17 protein-coding genes are annotated in these 16,428 nt (G+C 62.6%); 13 read left to right on the top strand and 4 right to left on the bottom strand.

The annotated features are described in order from the left end of the window. Nucleotides 1–10: 10 nt before the first annotated feature. Nucleotides 11–535 carry a hypothetical protein gene (locus ACR9Y2_RS06690; RefSeq protein ID WP_435040280.1) on the top strand — a complete coding sequence of 175 codons (525 nt, stop codon included), beginning with the start codon at nucleotides 11–13 and terminating at the stop codon, nucleotides 533–535. A gap of 22 nt (nucleotides 536–557) precedes the next feature. Here the strand turns inward: ACR9Y2_RS06690 and ubiE are convergent, their stop codons facing one another. Both ubiE and aroB read right to left on the bottom strand, forming a co-directional pair. Next, the gene (ubiE, locus tag ACR9Y2_RS06685) at nucleotides 558–1,307 is read right to left on the bottom strand and encodes a bifunctional demethylmenaquinone methyltransferase/2-methoxy-6-polyprenyl-1,4-benzoquinol methylase UbiE (protein WP_435040279.1); all 750 of its coding nucleotides are present in this window, start codon (nucleotides 1,305–1,307) and stop codon (nucleotides 558–560) included. After that, nucleotides 1,304–2,377: a 3-dehydroquinate synthase gene (aroB, locus tag ACR9Y2_RS06680; protein ID WP_435040278.1), complete on the bottom strand. Its 1,074-nt coding sequence runs from the start codon at nucleotides 2,375–2,377 to the stop codon at nucleotides 1,304–1,306. Before aroB ends, ubiE begins: the two co-directional genes overlap by 4 nt. A gap of 41 nt (nucleotides 2,378–2,418) precedes the next feature. Between aroB and nadB the strand changes: the two genes are divergently transcribed. The 3 genes from nadB (at nucleotide 2,419) to ACR9Y2_RS06665 (ending at nucleotide 5,780) form a co-directional block, all read left to right on the top strand. After that, nucleotides 2,419–3,954, top strand: coding sequence for an L-aspartate oxidase (gene nadB / locus ACR9Y2_RS06675; RefSeq protein WP_435040277.1), 1,536 nt, complete (start codon nucleotides 2,419–2,421; stop codon nucleotides 3,952–3,954). Beyond that, nucleotides 3,947–5,194 (top strand): hypothetical protein, encoded by a 1,248-nt coding sequence (locus tag ACR9Y2_RS06670; RefSeq protein WP_435040276.1) that lies wholly within the window; start codon nucleotides 3,947–3,949, stop codon nucleotides 5,192–5,194. The genes nadB and ACR9Y2_RS06670 overlap by 8 nt, the downstream gene beginning before the upstream one ends. Before the next feature lie 259 nt (nucleotides 5,195–5,453). Next, a complete protein-coding gene (locus ACR9Y2_RS06665; protein ID WP_435040275.1) occupies nucleotides 5,454–5,780 on the top strand; it encodes a type II toxin-antitoxin system PemK/MazF family toxin in 327 nt (108 codons plus the stop codon). A 45-nt stretch (nucleotides 5,781–5,825) separates the two neighbouring features. Here the strand turns inward: ACR9Y2_RS06665 and ACR9Y2_RS06660 are convergent, their stop codons facing one another. After that, on the bottom strand, nucleotides 5,826–6,632 hold the full coding sequence (locus tag ACR9Y2_RS06660; protein WP_435040274.1) for an NAD(P)-binding domain-containing protein: 807 nt from the start codon (nucleotides 6,630–6,632) through the stop codon (nucleotides 5,826–5,828). A 52-nt stretch (nucleotides 6,633–6,684) separates the two neighbouring features. Here ACR9Y2_RS06660 and hslV point away from each other — a divergent pair, with 52 nt between their 5' ends. Genes hslV through ACR9Y2_RS06625 form a run of 7 tightly spaced genes read left to right on the top strand, consistent with a single transcriptional unit; the run spans nucleotide 6,685 to nucleotide 11,913 of the window. After that, nucleotides 6,685–7,224, top strand: a complete 540-nt coding sequence (hslV, locus tag ACR9Y2_RS06655) for an ATP-dependent protease subunit HslV (RefSeq protein ID WP_435040273.1) — start codon at nucleotides 6,685–6,687, stop codon at nucleotides 7,222–7,224. A gap of 2 nt (nucleotides 7,225–7,226) precedes the next feature. Continuing rightward, a complete protein-coding gene (gene hslU / locus ACR9Y2_RS06650; protein ID WP_435040272.1) occupies nucleotides 7,227–8,585 on the top strand; it encodes an ATP-dependent protease ATPase subunit HslU in 1,359 nt (452 codons plus the stop codon). After that, nucleotides 8,585–9,580 (top strand): fibronectin type III domain-containing protein, encoded by a 996-nt coding sequence (locus tag ACR9Y2_RS06645; RefSeq protein ID WP_435040271.1) that lies wholly within the window; start codon nucleotides 8,585–8,587, stop codon nucleotides 9,578–9,580. The genes hslU and ACR9Y2_RS06645 overlap by 1 nt, the downstream gene beginning before the upstream one ends. 49 nt (nucleotides 9,581–9,629) lie before the next feature. Then, nucleotides 9,630–10,400 (top strand): fumarylacetoacetate hydrolase family protein, encoded by a 771-nt coding sequence (locus tag ACR9Y2_RS06640; protein ID WP_435040270.1) that lies wholly within the window; start codon nucleotides 9,630–9,632, stop codon nucleotides 10,398–10,400. Between the two features lie 30 nt (nucleotides 10,401–10,430). Then, on the top strand, nucleotides 10,431–11,093 hold the full coding sequence (gene fsa, locus ACR9Y2_RS06635; RefSeq protein WP_435040269.1) for a fructose-6-phosphate aldolase: 663 nt from the start codon (nucleotides 10,431–10,433) through the stop codon (nucleotides 11,091–11,093). 27 nt (nucleotides 11,094–11,120) lie between these two features. After that, entirely contained in the window at nucleotides 11,121–11,495 is a 375-nt protein-coding gene (locus ACR9Y2_RS06630) for a hypothetical protein (protein WP_435040268.1), read from the top strand. After that, a complete protein-coding gene (locus ACR9Y2_RS06625; RefSeq protein ID WP_435040267.1) occupies nucleotides 11,479–11,913 on the top strand; it encodes a Dabb family protein in 435 nt (144 codons plus the stop codon). The genes ACR9Y2_RS06630 and ACR9Y2_RS06625 overlap by 17 nt, the downstream gene beginning before the upstream one ends. Nucleotides 11,914–12,045: 132 nt before the next feature. On the opposite strand, the gene recA is transcribed toward ACR9Y2_RS06625, so the two are convergent. Further along, nucleotides 12,046–13,125: a recombinase RecA gene (recA, locus tag ACR9Y2_RS06620; protein ID WP_435040266.1), complete on the bottom strand. Its 1,080-nt coding sequence runs from the start codon at nucleotides 13,123–13,125 to the stop codon at nucleotides 12,046–12,048. A gap of 201 nt (nucleotides 13,126–13,326) precedes the next feature. Between recA and ACR9Y2_RS06615 the strand changes: the two genes are divergently transcribed. Both ACR9Y2_RS06615 and ACR9Y2_RS06610 read left to right on the top strand, forming a co-directional pair. After that, complete coding sequence (locus ACR9Y2_RS06615) at nucleotides 13,327–13,671, top strand: PadR family transcriptional regulator (RefSeq protein WP_435040265.1); 345 nt, start codon at nucleotides 13,327–13,329, stop codon at nucleotides 13,669–13,671. After that, complete coding sequence (locus ACR9Y2_RS06610; protein ID WP_435040264.1) at nucleotides 13,668–16,427, top strand: ADOP family duplicated permease; 2,760 nt, start codon at nucleotides 13,668–13,670, stop codon at nucleotides 16,425–16,427. Before ACR9Y2_RS06615 ends, ACR9Y2_RS06610 begins: the two co-directional genes overlap by 4 nt. Nucleotide 16,428: the final 1 nt, after the last annotated feature.

The raw sequence follows: 16,428 nt of genomic DNA, 5'->3' as shown, positions 1-16,428 counted from the left end.
GCTGGCGGGTATGGAAATTAGCGTCAATTCGATCCTTGAGCAGTATCGCCTGGCCCTGATTGGGATCTGGAACCATTTCTTTTTGCCCTGGCCCGCCACTGCCCAGGAGGAGGAGTCCGTCGATTGGGGGGAAACCGCGAGCGCTTTCCGGGCCGCCAGCCCAACTCTGTTTCGCGAGCTCGTGGGCCGCAAGATTGAACTGGAGCACGACCTGAGCGTGAGCATGACCGACGTGCGGATCAGGCCCCGTGGACTCCGCATGCTGGGGACTGAATGGGCGGAGATCCATGTCAGCGCCGCGGCAAGCGGCCCCGGGGGTCTACAGTTTACGGGAGACATCCGGCGGATTGAACGCCTGACCACCGAGTTGGTCTTTGCCGATTATTGGGACTGGTTTCCGGAGGGCGTCCGCACTTTCGAGTACTACCTGGCGACCGTGGCAGCCTCTACGCGCTATCCGGAGATCGTGGGCAGAATGGCCCTGATCAAAGTGGTGGAGGCGGAAGCGGTGATCGTGAGTCTGGACGGGGGGTGACGGGCTGCCAGAACCGCCCTGGTCAGCCCGACAGGCCGGTGTGGAGCGCGACCACCCCGAACGTCATGCGTTCGAACTTCACGCGGGTGTAGCCGGCGCCTTCCATTTCGGCGGCTAGCGACTCGGCTCCGGGGAACTTGCGGACGGATTCCGGCAGGTAGGTATACGCTTCTTTCGAACCGGAGACCAGGCCGCCGATGGCCGGCAGGATGCGGCGCGAGTAGAGGCCATACACTCCGCGGATGACGGGGTTGGGAGGGGTGGAGAATTCCAGGATGGCCAGCATGCCACCGGGCTTCAGCACCCTGCGCAACTCCTTGAGTCCTTTCCGGTAGTTCGCAAAGTTGCGGAAACCAAAGGCCACTGTCACTAAGTCGAGTGACTTGTCGGCCAGCGGCAGCCGCAGTCCATCTCCTTCAAACAGCGGGGTGAATGCCTTGCGTTGACCCGCCTTGACGGAGGCCGCCACCAGCATGGGGTGGCAGAAATCGCTGCCGAGGACCAGGGTCTGTTCCGACGCCCGCTCCTCCAGCGCCAGCAGCAGGTCGCCGGTGCCGCAGCAGAGGTCCATCACCTTCATGCCGGGCCGGCGCAGGATGTGCTCGACGCGCCGCACGGTGGTGCCGCGCCAGTAGCGGTCGACCTGGAACGACAGCAGATGATTCAGCAGATCGTACTTGCCGGCGACCTGTCCGAACATGCCGCGCACGTATTGCGCCGCTTGTTCCTCGGTCACCGTGCCCTGCGGTGTCGTCCCCCTGGGTGCTGTCATGCGAGCGTCAACCCGATGGCCTCGCGGACCAGGTCCGCGGGCAGCCCCGGCACCACTTCGGTCGACCCGATGCCCGTCGCGAGCACGAAATGGACTGTTCCCTGAATCGCCTTCTTGTCCTTGACCAGCCTCGGCATCAGGTTATCCACGCTGAGCGGCGCAGTCGAGGGGAACGGGCCATAGGCGTTCACCACATCAATGATTTCCGAGGAGTGGTCCTCGCTGAGGCGGCCGGCCAGGCGCGAGAGGTGGGTGGCGGCGATCATGCCCAGGCCCACGGCTTCGCCATGCAGGAAGTGCGCGTATTTCGTTTCGGCTTCCATGGCGTGGCCCACGGTGTGGCCGAAGTTGAGGATCTTGCGCAGGCCCATCTCTTTCTCGTCCGCGGTGACCACTTCGCACTTAATGCGGACGCTTTCGGCCACCATCTGTTCGACGGCCCCGGGTTCGCGCGCCATGACGCGCGGCTGTTCGTTCTGCATCAGGCGGAAGAGCGGCTCGCAGGCGATGACGCCGTGCTTGATCACTTCGAAGAGTCCGGCGCGGTATTCCCGCTCCGGCAGGGTGGCCAGGACGTCGGGATCGGTCAGGACGGCCAGCGGCTGGTGGAACGAACCGATGAGGTTCTTGCCGCCGACGAGGTTGGCTCCGGTCTTGCCGCCAACGGCCGCGTCCACCTGGGAGAGCAGGGTGGTGGGGATCTGGATGACCGGGATGCCGCGCATGTAGATGGCAGCCAGGAAACCGCCGAGATCGTTGACGATGCCGCCGCCGAAGGCGACCACCAGGCTGGACCGGTCGCCGCCGAGTTCCACCATACGGTCGGCCATTGATTCGACGGAGGACAGCCGTTTGCGCTCTTCACCACCGGGGAACACCAGGCGGTGCCAGTCCTTCCCATCCAGACCCGACGCCACGGCCGGACCATGCAGGGCCCACACGTCGTCGGTGGCCACGACAAAGACTTTCCCATGCCTGGCGGGGAGAAAATCGCGCAGCCGGCGGAGGACTCCACGCTCTACAGTTGCTTCATATCGGTGCGCCGTTGTTGTCACGGCAAAGGCAGGCATATCTTCGTTGTACCATGGGAGTTATCAGCGCGATCTCAGACTTGATTCAGACTGACTACCTGGTTGTAGGCGCCGGTGTCGCCGGATTGCGCGCCGCCATTGCGCTCGCTCCGGCGGGCCGTGTGCTGGTAGTCGCCAAGGACAGCCTGCGCGAATCTTCCTCGGAATATGCCCAGGGCGGCATTGCCGTTGCCCTGAGTGACGACGATGAGGTGGATCTGCACGAGTCCGACACGCTGGCCGCCGGCGACGGGCTGTGCAACCGCCAGGCGGTTCACGTATTGGTCGAAGAAGGGCCCGGAGCCATCCAGCAACTGATGGACTGGGGCGCCGAGTTCGACAAAGAGGGCGGCCGCCTCGTTTTCGCCCGCGAAGGGGCGCACTCGCGCAGCCGGGTGCTGCATTCGCACGGCGATTCCACCGGCAAAGAGATCGCTCGGACTCTGTACCACAAGGCCGCTTCGCTGGAGAATGTCTCGTTCCGCAGCTTCTCGGCGGTAGTGGACCTGCTGGTCCAGGATGGTAACGTTGTGGGCGCGGTGGCCCTGGACGAGAACTCAGGCTCGCTGATTCCGATCTCCGCCAAGGCCGTGCTGCTGGCCACCGGAGGACTGGGCCGGGTTTTCACGGACACCACGAACCCGGATGTGGCCACCGGAGACGGAGTCGCCATGGGTTGGCGCGCCGGAGCTACGATCTCCGATATAGAGTTCATCCAGTTCCACCCCACGGCGCTGCATGTCGAGGGCGCGCCCCGCTTCCTGCTCTCCGAGGCACTGCGCGGCGAAGGCGCCCATCTGTTGAATTCCAAGGGCGAACGCTTCATGCGCCGGTACCACGAGATGGGCGAACTGGCGCCGCGCGACGTGGTTTCGCGCTGCATTGTGGAAGAGATGCGCCGTGAGAAGACCCCGCACGTCTTCCTCGATCTGTCGGGCCGCGGACCGGATTTCGTCAAGAATCGCTTTCCCCGCATCTACAGCACCTGCCTGCAGTACGGCATCGACCTGGATCAGGAAGCAGCGCCGGTCCACCCCGCCGCGCACTATTCCATGGGCGGAGTGTGGACCGACCTTGACGGCCGCACCTCCAGTCCCGGGCTTTGGGCCGCCGGGGAGGTGGCCTGCACCGGGGTCCACGGCGCCAACAGGTTGGCCTCGAATTCTTTACTCGAAGGTGTCGTTTTTGGCGCCCGGGCAGGGCAGTCGATTGTGGATTCCAACAGTACGGCCCGCCTGCGCGGTGTGCGCTTTGAACCGCTGGAAATCCCTCAAACCAAAGAGGCAATCGTCCGCCGCATCGCCACGGACTTCTGCGGAATCATCCGCAACGGCGACGGTTTGACCACGGCGTTGACGATCCTGGGGGGCATGCCTGCCGCGCGCAAGCGCCAGGTTGCCCGGGCCGATATTGAAGTCGCGAACATTCACACCCTCACGCAGTTAATTGCGCGCTGTGCTCGCGCCCGCGAAGAAAGTCGCGGGGCGCACCGCCGATCCGACTATCCTAAGAGAGTGGATGCTTTTGAAAAGCACTCCAGGATCCGGATCAGCCAGCGCGAGGTGAATTTTGAATAGACGCAACACTGTTACGGCTCCGGCTTGCGCCTTTCTATTACTCACGTCGCTGGAACTCATGCAGGTTGGCCCCTCCACGGCCCTATGGGCGGCCCCCGCCATCCTGCTCGCCGCGATGCTCATCGCCTGGGCTGCCGAATCCGCCCAGTTCTACATTGCCCAGGGATTTGCCCTCGCGATCCTGGCCTGGCTGCAGACCCTGCCGGAGTTCGCGGTGGAAGCGGTACTGGCCTGGAAGCAGCAAGTTCCGCTGTTGCTGGCCAACCTGACCGGAGCGCTTCGCCTGCTCACCGGGTTGGGCTGGCCGCTGATTTACTTCACAGCCGCCGCGTTCCACCGCATTAAGTATAAGAAGGCACTGAATGCGATCCACCTGGCGGATGAACACTGCGTCGAGGTGGTGGGGTTGCTCGCGCCGCTGGTCTACGTGACCGTCATCTGGGCCAAGTCTTCGCTGAATCTGTTGGACGCCGTGGTGCTGGTTGCCCTCTACGTTGCTTACTTGATGGTCCTGTCCAAACTGCCGCCGCAGGAAGCGGAAGGGATTGAGGACCTGGACCGTATTCCGCGCGCCGTGGTGGAATCCAGCCCCCGGGTCCGGACCTTCCTGATCTTCGCCCTGTTTTCGGCGGGCGGCGCCCTGATCTACTTCTGCGCGGAGCCGTTCCTGGGCAGCCTGCTGGCGCTGTCGGCGGTTCTCGGCATCCCCAGTTTTGTTTTTGTGCAGTGGGTAGCGCCGTTCGTGAGCGAATTCCCTGAGAAGGTTTCGGCCTTTTACTGGGCCCGCACCATTGACCGTGCGCCGATGGCCCTGATGAACATGGTGAGTTCCAACATCAACCAGTGGACGCTGCTGGCCGCGATGCTGCCGGTGATTTACTCCATCAGCCGCGGGACGCCGTCAGCCATCACGTTCGACTCCCAGCAGGAGCTCGAGCTGCTGATGACGATCGGGCAGTCGCTGGTGGGGATGATCTTCCTGGTCAATATGATGCTCACCTGGTGGGAAGCAGGCGCTCTGCTGGGCCTGTGGTTCATCCAGTTCATCCTGTCGCCGGTGCAGCCCGGTCCGGGCGCCTGGGGGATGATTGCCGGCCACATTCACTGGATTGTGACCGCGATCTATTTCCTTTGGTTCGCCGTGGAAGTAGTCCGCTGCCTTGCCGGGAAGCGTATGCCGGCCGCGTTCACTCTCTTCGCGGAATTGTGGCGCACGCGGATCCGGCCGGCGGCGCGCTGAGCCCTCCCTGACGCGGGCTATGAGATGATGGGCTCAGGTGCCCGCATGGAACCAGAAACCATGGATTTCAATTGCGAGATTACTGAGGGCCGCATCGCGGTTCCTCCCGAAATAGCAGCTCAGGTACCCCCTGGAGCGCAGGTTCGGGTTGTCATCTCGTGGGCTTCGCTCCAGGATGATGCGGCTTGGCGCGAAACTGGCCGCCGCCAGTTCGAAGCTGCGTATGCGGATGCAGACGAGATTTACGAATCGCTAATTGATGACACTTCGACCAGGTGAAGTCGTCCTGATACGGATTGACTATCACCAGACGCCGGGCGGCAAAGTGCGGCCGGCCATAGTTCTCCTGGATGCCGATGACGACGACTTCGTCGCTGCGCCCATCACCTCTCGATCCCGCACCTCGGACTACGACGTGCCGATCGTACAGTGGCGCGAAGCCGGCCTCAACAGCCCCTCCACCATGCGCATTCACAAGCTCACAGTACTGGCGAAGAGCGAGATGGCCCGCCGGATCGGCGCACTGGTGCAGGAGGATCGGGCCACGCTAGCGTCAGCCCTGAGGATGGCCTTCTTCCTGGAATAAGCGCGGAGCAGGTGTATGCATGCGGCCCCGGGCTCACCCGCCTGCCTACAACGTGAACGCCGCCTTCAACACCTTCTCCCGCTCCATCGTCCGGCGCATCACCTCACGCCACATTTCCGGTAGCACCGCATCCATGGCCAGCAGTCCTTCATAGGTCATGCCGCCCGGCGTGCTGACTTCTTCCAGCATCTCGCGGCCGTCGATGCCGGCTTTCGGCAGATCGGCCGCCGCGCGCACCGTATCCCACACCAGCGATTCCCATTGCACCAGTGAGATGTCGGGCTGCATTTCGTAGGCCGCCGCGGCCCACTCGGTACAGAATCTGGCCAGGAAGGCCGGCCCGCAGCTCACCACGTTGGTCGCTGCCCGGCTCTGCGACTCCTCGATCTGCTCCGTGCGGCTCAAACGCTCGAGCAAATCGCGCAGGTAGGCGAGATCTTTCTCGGTGCTTCGCGGACCGGGGATCAGCAGGCTGACGCCGCCGTGAACAAACTGCGTAAAGGAGGGAATCACTTTCGCCGTACGGCACGGGGTGGTGGCCGCCAGGCGGTCCAACTCCACGACATTGGAGATGCTCACCAGCAGATGGCGGCTGGTCAGCAGTGGTTTGACCTCTTCCAGCACCTGGGCGGTGTCGCCCGGGCGGACGCACAGGAACAGCGTCTCGCACTCCTGGCCCAACTCCGCGTTGGTGCCGGTGCGCAGCCGCGGATAGTGCAGTTGCAGATCCTCCAATTTCTCCTGGGAACGGTTGCTCGCCCAGATCTCTTCATCCACCGGACGCTCGGCTCGCAGCAGTGCGCGAACCAGCATTGCGCCCATTTTGCCTGTGCCAATGAACCCGATTGCCATGCGAACAGAAGTATACAACCCTCCGCGCTACACTGGAGGTGGTTGAGACCTGATGACGAATAGCATCCACGGGACCACTATATTGGTGGTCCGCCGCAACGGCAAAGTCGTGATGGCCGGAGACGGACAGGTGACCCTGGGCAGCGAGGTGTTGAAGGCGAAAGCCAACAAACTCCGCCGTCTGCACAAGGATAAGATCGTGGCTGGATTCGCCGGCTCCACGGCTGACGCCTTCTCTCTCTTCGCCCGCTTCGAAGCCAAACTCGAACAACACAACGGCAATCTGCCGCGCAGCGCCGTCGAGCTCGCCAAGGACTGGCGGACCGACAAGATGCTGCGACACCTGGAAGCTCTTCTGCTTGTCGCCGACGCCACCAACATCTATATTCTCAGCGGCAATGGCGATGTCATCGAGCCTGATAGCGACTGCATGGCCATCGGCAGCGGTGGGCCTTTCGCCCAGGCGGCCGCGCGCGCGCTGCTGGAGAACACCAAGCTCACGGCGCGGGAAATTGTTGAGAAGGCCATGATCATCGCCGCCGAAACCTGTATCTACACCAACAGCAACATCAGCTACCAGGAGCTCGGCTAAGCATGGTCATCTACCTGCCCGGCGACGCCAACCGCGACGAGCCCCTGCTGGACGAGCTCACTCCGCGCCAGATCGTCGCCGCCCTCGATAAATATGTGATCGGCCAGGCGGATGCCAAACGCGCTATCGCCGTTGCCCTGCGCAATCGCATCCGCCGCCAGAAGCTCGACCCCGAGATGGCCGAAGAGGTGATGCCGAAGAACATCCTCATGATCGGCACCACGGGCGTCGGCAAGACGGAACTCGCCCGCCGCCTGGCCAAGCTCTCCAACTCGCCGTTCCTCAAAGTGGAAGCCAGCAAGTTCACCGAGGTCGGCTATGTCGGCCGCGACGTGGAATCGATGATCCGCGACCTGGTCGAGGTCGCCATCGACATGGTCCGCGAAGAAAAGCTCGAAGAAGTAGCCGATCGCGCCGAAGAGGCAGCCGAGGAGCGCCTGCTCGACATCCTGCTGCCGCCTACGCCCGAGCCCAGCGAAACCGCCGACAAAACCCGCGAAAAGATGCGCGAGAAGCTGCGCGCCGGCCGTCTCGACGAGAAGATTGTCGAGATCGACGTCAAAGACCGCGCCCCGTCCTTCGAAGTCTTCTCCAACACCGGCAACGAAGACATGGACATGAACCTGCGCGAGTTCCTGCCCCAGTTGTTCGGCGGCCGTACCACCAAGCGCAAACTGCGAGTGGCCGAGGCCTTCGAATACCTCACGCAAGAGGAAGAGGGTCGCCTGGTCGATATGGATCAGGTCACGCGCCTCGCCATCGAGCGTGTGGAGCGCAACGGAATCCTATTTCTCGACGAAATCGACAAGATTGCCGGCCGCGAAGGCGGCCACGGACCCGACGTCTCCCGCGAGGGCGTACAGCGCGACATCCTGCCCATCGTCGAGGGCACCACGGTCAACACCCGCTACGGTTTTGTCCGGACGGATCACATCCTGTTCATCGCCGCCGGAGCGTTCCACGTCTCCAAGCCGTCGGACATGATTCCGGAGCTGCAGGGCCGTTTCCCGATCCGCGTCGAGCTCAAGTCCCTCAACGAGGATGACTTTGTGCGGATCCTCACCGAGCCGAAGAATGCCCTGATCAAGCAGTACACCGCGCTGCTCGAAACGGAAGGGATTCAGTTGGAGTTCGGTGACGACGCCATCCGCGCGATCGCCGGCTTTGCCACCCAGGTGAACGAGTCGAGCGAGAACATCGGCGCCCGCCGCCTGCACACCATCCTCGAGAAACTGCTCGAGGAGATCAGCTTTGAAGGCCCCGATCTGAAGAAGAAGAAGGTCAAGGTGGACGCGGCGTTTGTGCGCCGTCAACTGGCCGACATTGTGGCCGACCAGGACCTGAGCCGGTACATTCTGTAATGCGCCCGTTCGCCGCCCTCGCAGTCCTGACCCTTGCCCTTTCCGGGTGCGGCTATGTTGGCGACCCCAAGCCGCCGGCGCTGGACATCCCGTTGCCGATACAGGATTTGCGCGGGGTCCAGCGCGGCGCCAATATAGTGCTGGCGTTCACGCCCAATCCGAAGACGACCGAGGACATTCTGCTCAAGTCCTTTGCCGCCATTGACCTGCGCGCGGGCGAGAACATCCAGGGCGGCTTTGAAGTGAATCGCTGGGCCGAGGCGGCCCGCAAGATTCCGGTGAGTGACGTTTCCATCACTCCGAAGGAGCTCACCATCCCCACGGCCGGCTTCACCGGCAAGGAGATTATCTTCGCCGTCCGCACCACCGGACCGAAGGGCCGTTCGTCCAGCTGGTCGAACCTGGTCACCCTGCGCATCGTGCCCACGCTCTCGGTGCCGGCCGGACTCACCACTGTGGCCACGGCCAAAGGCATCTACCTGGAATGGAAGGACGAGCACACCGCCCCCGGCACGGAATGGCGTGTCTGGCGGCTGGCGGAAGGGGAGAAGGAGCCCACTGTCCTGGGCAATGCGGGCGGTCCCTCGTGGCTCGACCCGAACGCGGAGTTTGGCAAGACTTACGGCTACACCTTGCAGCAGGTTCTCAAAATTAACGAGAAGGAAGAGGCCGAAAGTGAAGTTTCGCCCACCGCTTCGTTGAAGTACGAGGACAAGTTCGCGCCAGGCATCCCCACCGGACTCACTGCCGTGGCGGGGATCAAAGCTGTCGACCTCAACTGGGACCGCAACCAGGAGAGCGACCTCAAATCCTACGTTGTCTTTCGGGCCGAAGGCGGCGCGGCACTCGCGAAGATCGCCGACCTCGGCACCAGCCCCAACTTCAACGACAGCAAGGTGGAGAGCGGCAAGAAGTACCGCTATGCTGTCGCCGCCGTCGACGAGCTCGGCAACACCAGCGACCCCAGCGCCGCGGTCGAGATCGCCGTACCCTAACCCAAACTGGGGTGACGAACCGTCCCCGAATGTCGCACCATAGTCTTTAATGACGCGTTACGTTCGTATTGCCCGCGAGCCCGCCGTGCCCATTAGCGCACCGGACTCGCATCCCGGCGTCCTCCGCGGAATCCTTCAGGACGATCAGATCCTCCTCGCCGAGGGACGCACGCTGCCGCTGGCCCAGGCCCGCCTGTTGCCGGCCGTTTCGCCCACCAAAATTGTCTGTGTGGGGCGGAACTATGCGGAACACGCCAAGGAGCTCGGCAATGCGGTGCCGACGGAGCCGCTCATCTTCATGAAGCCTCCGTCTTCGCTGAATGGCCACCTGGGCGAGGTGGTCTACCCAAGAATCTCCCAACTGGTGTCGTTTGAAGGCGAAGTCGGAATCATCATCGGACGGCGCGCCCGCCGCATCAAACAGGAGGAAGCCGACGGCTACATCGCCGGCTATACCATCGTCAACGACATGACGGCGCGTGATCTTCAGAAGAAGGATGGCCAGTGGACCCGCGGCAAAGGATTCGATACCTTTTGTCCGGTGGGGCCGTGCTGGGTTCCTCGCGAAGAGATTGATTTTAAATCACTTCGTGTCACGACCCGAGTGAACGGAGAGGTCAAACAGGACGCTCCCGTCACGGATATGATTTTCAGCGTGGGTGCTATTCTACAGTTCGTAACAGAGTTCATGACGCTCGAGCCGGGTGATCTCATTGCCACTGGCACCCCGCCCGGCGTCGGCCCGGTTCAACCGGGTGATGTGATCCAAGTGGAAGTTCCGGGACTTGGGATCCTCGAAAATTCCATCGTGGCAGAGTAAGTAGTAAGACTTCAGACAGGAGGGGCCGGTATGAAGTTTTTTCTGGACACCGCTAATCTCGATGAATTGAAGAAGGGTGCGGCCTGGGGCGTCGTCGACGGCGTCACCACCAATCCTTCGCTCATCGCGAAAGAAGGCATTCCCTTACAGGAACAGATTCGCAAGATCTGTGAAATTGTCGATGGTCCTGTTAGCGCGGAGGTCATCGCCACTGACGTCGATGGCATGTTGCGGGAAGGTCGCGAAGCGGCCAAACTGCACAAGAACATCATCGTGAAGTGTCCTTTGACCCGGGCCGGCATCCAAGCCTGCTCGACGCTTTCGAAAGAAGGCATCCGCGTCAACGTCACTCTCTGCTTCTCGCCCAGCCAGGCGATTCTGGCCGCGAAAGCCGGAGCGTGGTGCGTCAGCCCCTTTGTCGGGCGTCTCGACGACATCGGGCTCGAAGGCATGACCCTCATCCGTGACATCTGCAAAATCTACGCCAACTACGGCTACAAAACGCAGGTGCTCGCCGCCTCGCTTCGGTCGCCCCTGCATGTTGTGCAGGCCGCCGAAGCCGGTTCACACATCGGAACCATGCCTTTCAAGGTGTTGGATCAGATGTTCAACCATCCGCTGACCGATAAGGGCCTGGATCAGTTCCTGAAGGATTACGCCAAAGCGTTCCAGGAGGCGCCGGCCGGAAGATAAAGAGTGCTTATTCGAGATCCTCGTTATTTGATCGGACTCGTTGCGACGGCGGTCCTGGTTGCCCTGGCCGTCTATGTCATCTTTCAGCGGCGTCTCACGCCGGTGGAGAAGGAGCGCCGTCGCCGCGTCTTCGTGAATCGAAGCCGCCGTACTGTCGAAGGGGTCATCTCCGAGGCGGGCGAGGATCTCATTCACTATCAGTACGAACTGCGGGGCGTGATGTACTTCGCCTCGCAGGACGTTTCCGCCATCCGAACTCTTCTTCCCCTCTTCCCCGATCGGTTGATTGGTGCCGTCGGAGTGAAGTATGATCCGAGAAACCCTGCCAACTCGATTGTAATCTGCGAAGATTGGTCAGGACTCACTGTCAAAAGGGAAAGTCAGGATGCAATTGTCGAGTGACTGGAAGAAGATGATATGCGCCACGCTCTTCGTGGTGCTCCTCGGCGCCGCAATCGGAGTGGCCGCCAACAAGTACAACAAGCCCAAATCGGTTCTGCACATCGTCACGCTGCTGTATAAGGACGGCACCACGGATGAGCAGAAGAAGGAAGTTCTCGAAGGCATCGAACGCATGGCCGCGGACATCCCCGGCATCCGCAATGTGTGGCTGAAAGGTTCCAGCGTCCAGGGCAACTACCCTTACAAGCAGGCCGACGGCAGCATCAAGCTGCGGCCAGTCACCGACGCCTTCGTAATCGAGTTTGAAAACGAAGCCGCCTTTCAGACCTACGCCGACCATCCCGCTCATCGTGCGTGGGAAAAAGTCTACATGAACGTACGCGAACGTTCGATCACGACCGACGTCACGAATCCGTAAGTTCGGCAGGCCAGCAGGCTGCCGGCCGGTTCAAGTCTCAGCTCTGGTACTAAAACAACAGCTGTCGTTTAGGCGCTTTCTCGTCCGCGCGCCAAAACGACAGCTGTTGTTTTTGCGTTCTAACTTATTGATCTAGCTCTTGGAGCCGCGGCCGGTCTTGGCGGCAGCAGCAGGCTCCGGCGTGACGGTGGGCTCTACCGCGTCCGGCAGCTTCGACAACCCGAGAACCTCACGCACCATCTGATCGAGTTTCACCAGCGTTTCCGGATGATCGCGCAGGAACTGCTTGGCGTTTTCGCGGCCCTGGCCGATGCGTTCGCTGGAGAAGCTGTACCACGATCCGCTCTTCTCGACGATGTTGTGCTCGACACCGATGTCGATGAGGTCGCCGATGAGGCTGATGCCCTCGCCGTACATGATGTCGAACTCGGCTTCGCGGAAGGGCGGAGCCAGCTTGTTCTTGACCACCTTCACCTTGGTCCGGTTCCCGACGACGGCCTCGCCGTCCTTGATCGCCGCAATGCGCCGGATGTCGATGCGTACGCTGGAGTAGAACTTCAGCGCGCGGCCGCCGGTGGTGGTTTCCGGGTTGCCGAACATGACGCCGATCTTTTCGCGGATCTGGTTGATGAAGATCAGGCAGGTGTTGGACTTGGATACGTTGCCCGTCAGTTTGCGCATGGCCTGCGACATCAGCCGCGCCTGCACGCCCATGAACGAGTCGCCCATTTCGCCATCGAGTTCGGCCTTCGGCACCAGGGCCGCCACCGAGTCGACTACGATGATGTCGATGGCGTTGGAACTGATCAGGGCCGAGGTGATCTCCAGCGCCTGCTCAGCATAATCCGGCTGGGAAACCAGCAGATTGTCCACGTCCACGCCGAGCTTGCGGGCATAGATGGGATCCAGCGCGTGCTCCACGTCGACGAACGCCGCCATGCCGCCCACCTTCTGCGCCTGGGCTACAGCCTGCAGCGCGAGGGTGGTCTTACCGGAAGATTCCGGCCCGTAGACTTCGATGATGCGCCCACGCGGGAAACCGCCCACGCCCAGCGCATGATCCACGGAGACCGACCCGGAAGAGATGACGCCGACGGGAACGATGGCATCGTGTGAGCCCAACCGCTGGATGGTGCCCTTGCCGAATTGCTTCTCAATATTGCCAAGCGTGACACTCAGCAGCCGCTGTTTTTCCTTCTCTTCGAGAGCCATGGCCTTCCGGGGGCCTCCTTTGGTGACTAGTGAAAACTCTTACAGTATAGCAGCGCTTGTCAAGAAGCGCGCTTCCTAGTGTAACTAGTGATGCGCCCGGGGTGAGTATCTCCAAAAATTAACCTCTATCTCCGCCACCTCCTATTGCTTTCCCACAAGAACCGCCGTATTCTTCTTGTGGGATTCCCAGCGGAGATTGAGATGAAAGACAAAAATGACGTCTGGCAGGGTACGCTCGCCCTCATGGTGATGAAAACACTGGACATGATGGGTCCGCAGCATGGCTATGGCATTGCCCGCCGCATTGAACAGATCAGCGAAGACCTGCTCTCGGTGAACCACGGTACCCTCTACCCCGTGCTGCTCAAGCTGGAACAGGAAGGCTCGATCGCTTCCGACTGGGGTCTCTCGGAGAACAACCGCAAGGCGCGTTTCTACCACCTCACCGAAGAAGGCCGCCGGGAACTCCGCACAGAGCAACTGCATTGGGAGGCCACCACTTCGATTATGGCCCGCTTCCTCTCCGCACCAGGAGCAAAACAATGAATCGAAAGGCTTTACGCCGCTCCTGGAGCCGCCTCAAAGGCCTGCTCCCCAGCCGCCGCCGCGATGAGGATCTGGCCGAGGAGCTCGAATCACATATCGAACTGCTCACCGCGGACAACATCAAACGCGGCATGAATCCGGCCGACGCCCGCCGCGCCGCGGTGTTGAAACTGGGCGGCCTCGAGTCAGTCAAGGAATCGTATCGCGACCAGCGAGGCCTGCCCGTAGTCGAGGCGTTCTTCCAGGATCTCCGCTACGCCTTTCGCGGCATGCGGCGCCGGCCGGGTTTCACCCTCACCGCCGTCGCCTGCCTCGCCCTGGGCATCGGAGCCACTACCGCCCTGTTCAGCGTCCTGAACGCCGTCCTGATCCGCCACCTGCCGGTCGCCCAGCCGGAACAACTGGTCCAGCTTCGCTTCCAGGGCGACTCCAAATTGCCCAGGACCATTCGCCACAGCAATTCCGGCTTCCAGCGTGCTTCTTTCCCGCACTACATGCTGCAGGAACTGCAGGACAGCGGCGGCGGGCTGTCGGAGCTCTTCGCGTTTGTGCCGATGAATTTCGACCGGCATGGCCTCACCGTCAATATCGACGGCGTACCGTCCACCGCGGGCGGTGAGATGGTCTCGGGCAACTATTTCCGCGGCCTCGGCGTCGCGCCTGTCATCGGCCGCGCCATTTCGGAGGACGACCTCAAGCCGGGTGCGCCCAACGTGGCCGTCCTGAGCCATGGCTACTGGACGCGCCAGTTTGGGCGCGACCGTGGCGTGATTGGCCATCGCATTTCATTGAACGGACAGCCTTTCAGCGTCATCGGCGTGGCGCCCCAGGACTTTTTTGGAGTGAATGCGGCCCAGCCACCCGAGTTCTGGCTCCCCCTGCGCGACCTGCCCGGCCTGGCCCCCTGGGGCAACACTTCGCCCAAAGCCAGCCGGATGTTCAGCGACCGCACATGGTGGTGGTGCATGCTGATGGGCCGCCTGAAGCCCGGTGTCACCGCACAGCAGGCTCAACTTCAACTGGACGCCCGCTTCCGGCAGATCCTGGCTTCCGGCGCCCCGGCGGACCTCAAGCCGGAGATCCTGCCGCATCTGGAGCTGACGGACGCCGGCAAGGGCCTGGACAATCTACGCAGCCGCCTCTCCCGGCCATTGCAGCTGCTGCTGGCGGCCACGGGACTGGTTCTGCTCATCGCCTGCGCCAATGTGGCCATGTTGCTGCTGGCCCGCGCCACGGCGCGGCAGCGGGAAACCAGTGTCCGCCTCGCCCTGGGCGCCATGCGCGGCCGCCTCATCCGCCAATACTTAACCGAATCGGTGCTGCTCGCCCTGGTCGGTGGCGGCCTGGGCGTCCTCGTCGCCTTCTGGGGTAGCCATGGCCTTGTCCTGCTGGACCGGGACACGCGGGCGCTTTCGCTGGACGTGCGGCCGGATGGCACGGTGCTGGGATTCTGCCTGGGGCTCTCCCTGCTCACGGGCATCCTGTTTGGACTCGCGCCCGCGTTTCGCGCGACACGCACCAATGTTTCCACACGCATCCAGGAGGGTGTGACGATGCACGTCCGGCGCCTGAACCTGGGCTCGGCGCTAGTAGCCGGTCAGGTCGCCCTTTCCGTGCTGCTGCTTTTCGGGGCGGGGTTGTTCCTGCGGACGCTCGGCAACCTCGAATCGCAGGACCTTGGGTTCCGCAGCGAGAATCTGCTCGTCTTCTCCCTGGATCCGCCGCGCACCGCATACAGCGGCAACCGCCGGGTGGAGTTCTACCACCGCGCGCTGGAGTCGATCCAGCCGCTGCCCGGTGTGGAGTCGGCCACCTCGTCCGGGCTGGCGTTGCTCTCAGGCTGGACCAACAATTCGGATGCGTCCGCCGATTCCGCGGCTCCGGCCAGTGAGGCAAAGCCCTCGCGCTCCCTGACCTGGAACACTGCCGGGCCCAACTACTCCCGCACCATGGGCATGAATCTGATCCAGGGCCGTGACCTGGACTGGGCAGACATCCGGCTGGCCCGCAAAGTCGCGGTGGTCAATATGGCGATGGCCCGCCGCTACTTTCCGAATCAGAATCCGGTGGGCCACCGTTTCTCAATGAGTGAGGAGTACAACGCCGCCGAGGCGATCGAGATCATCGGCGTCGTGGGCGATGCCAAGTACGGCAGCGTGCGCGGCGAGGTGAATCCCACGGCTTACATCAGCTACCCGGCCATTCCGGAATCGGTGAGCAAGATGCACTTCGAAGTGCGGACGGCGGGCGATCCGGCTGCCGTCCTGAACGCCATCCGCGGCGCCATGCGGGGCCTCGATCCAGGCGTACCGCTGGTCGAGCCCAAGACACAGACTGAATTGCTCCGCGACGGGCTGGGTGAGGAGCGGCTGTTCGCCGTCCTGTGCACGGTATTCAGCGGCCTGGCGATGATTCTGGTCGCCGTCGGACTCTACGGGACGCTTGCCTACGCCGTCACACGGCGCACCAACGAGATTGGCATCCGCATGGCGCTGGGCGCTCCGCGCGGCCACGTCCCGTGGATGGTGTTGAAGGAATCGCTGGTGCTGATTGGCGCTGGAGCCGTCATCGGCCTGCCGGCCGCCCTGGCGGCCTCCCGGTTGGTGGAGAACCAGATCTTCGGCGTCAAACCGGGCGACCCGCTCACGCTGGCGGCGAGCCTCTGCACACTGCTGCTGGTAGGAGCCGCGGCCAGCTTCCTGCCGGCGCGCCGCGCCGCGCAGATCGATCCGCAGGTGGCGCTGAGAAACGAGTAAC

The sequence above is a fragment of the Paludibaculum fermentans genome, assembly GCF_051172195.1.
In the GTDB taxonomy this organism is placed as follows: domain Bacteria; phylum Acidobacteriota; class Terriglobia; order Bryobacterales; family Bryobacteraceae; genus Paludibaculum; species Paludibaculum fermentans_A.
The sequence above is the reverse complement of the archived record's forward strand: the minus strand, read 5'-3'. Positions and strand labels throughout refer to the sequence as shown.

Excerpts from the sequence above, each read along its gene's own strand:
- ACR9Y2_RS06690 (WP_435040280.1), top strand. The coding sequence starts at position 11 with ATGGAAATTAGCGTCAATTCGATCCTTGAGCAGTATCGCCTGGCCCTG.
- ubiE (WP_435040279.1), bottom strand. The coding sequence starts at position 1,307 with ATGACAGCACCCAGGGGGACGACACCGCAGGGCACGGTGACCGAGGAA.
- aroB (WP_435040278.1), bottom strand. The coding sequence starts at position 2,377 with ATGCCTGCCTTTGCCGTGACAACAACGGCGCACCGATATGAAGCAACT.
- ACR9Y2_RS06665 (WP_435040275.1), top strand. The coding sequence starts at position 5,454 with ATGACACTTCGACCAGGTGAAGTCGTCCTGATACGGATTGACTATCAC.
- ACR9Y2_RS06660 (WP_435040274.1), bottom strand. The coding sequence starts at position 6,632 with ATGGCAATCGGGTTCATTGGCACAGGCAAAATGGGCGCAATGCTGGTT.
- hslV (WP_435040273.1), top strand. The coding sequence starts at position 6,685 with ATGACGAATAGCATCCACGGGACCACTATATTGGTGGTCCGCCGCAAC.
- hslU (WP_435040272.1), top strand. The coding sequence starts at position 7,227 with ATGGTCATCTACCTGCCCGGCGACGCCAACCGCGACGAGCCCCTGCTG.
- ACR9Y2_RS06645 (WP_435040271.1), top strand. The coding sequence starts at position 8,585 with ATGCGCCCGTTCGCCGCCCTCGCAGTCCTGACCCTTGCCCTTTCCGGG.
- ACR9Y2_RS06640 (WP_435040270.1), top strand. The coding sequence starts at position 9,630 with ATGACGCGTTACGTTCGTATTGCCCGCGAGCCCGCCGTGCCCATTAGC.
- fsa (WP_435040269.1), top strand. The coding sequence starts at position 10,431 with ATGAAGTTTTTTCTGGACACCGCTAATCTCGATGAATTGAAGAAGGGT.
- ACR9Y2_RS06625 (WP_435040267.1), top strand. The coding sequence starts at position 11,479 with ATGCAATTGTCGAGTGACTGGAAGAAGATGATATGCGCCACGCTCTTC.
- recA (WP_435040266.1), bottom strand. The coding sequence starts at position 13,125 with ATGGCTCTCGAAGAGAAGGAAAAACAGCGGCTGCTGAGTGTCACGCTT.
- ACR9Y2_RS06615 (WP_435040265.1), top strand. The coding sequence starts at position 13,327 with ATGAAAGACAAAAATGACGTCTGGCAGGGTACGCTCGCCCTCATGGTG.
- ACR9Y2_RS06610 (WP_435040264.1), top strand. The coding sequence starts at position 13,668 with ATGAATCGAAAGGCTTTACGCCGCTCCTGGAGCCGCCTCAAAGGCCTG.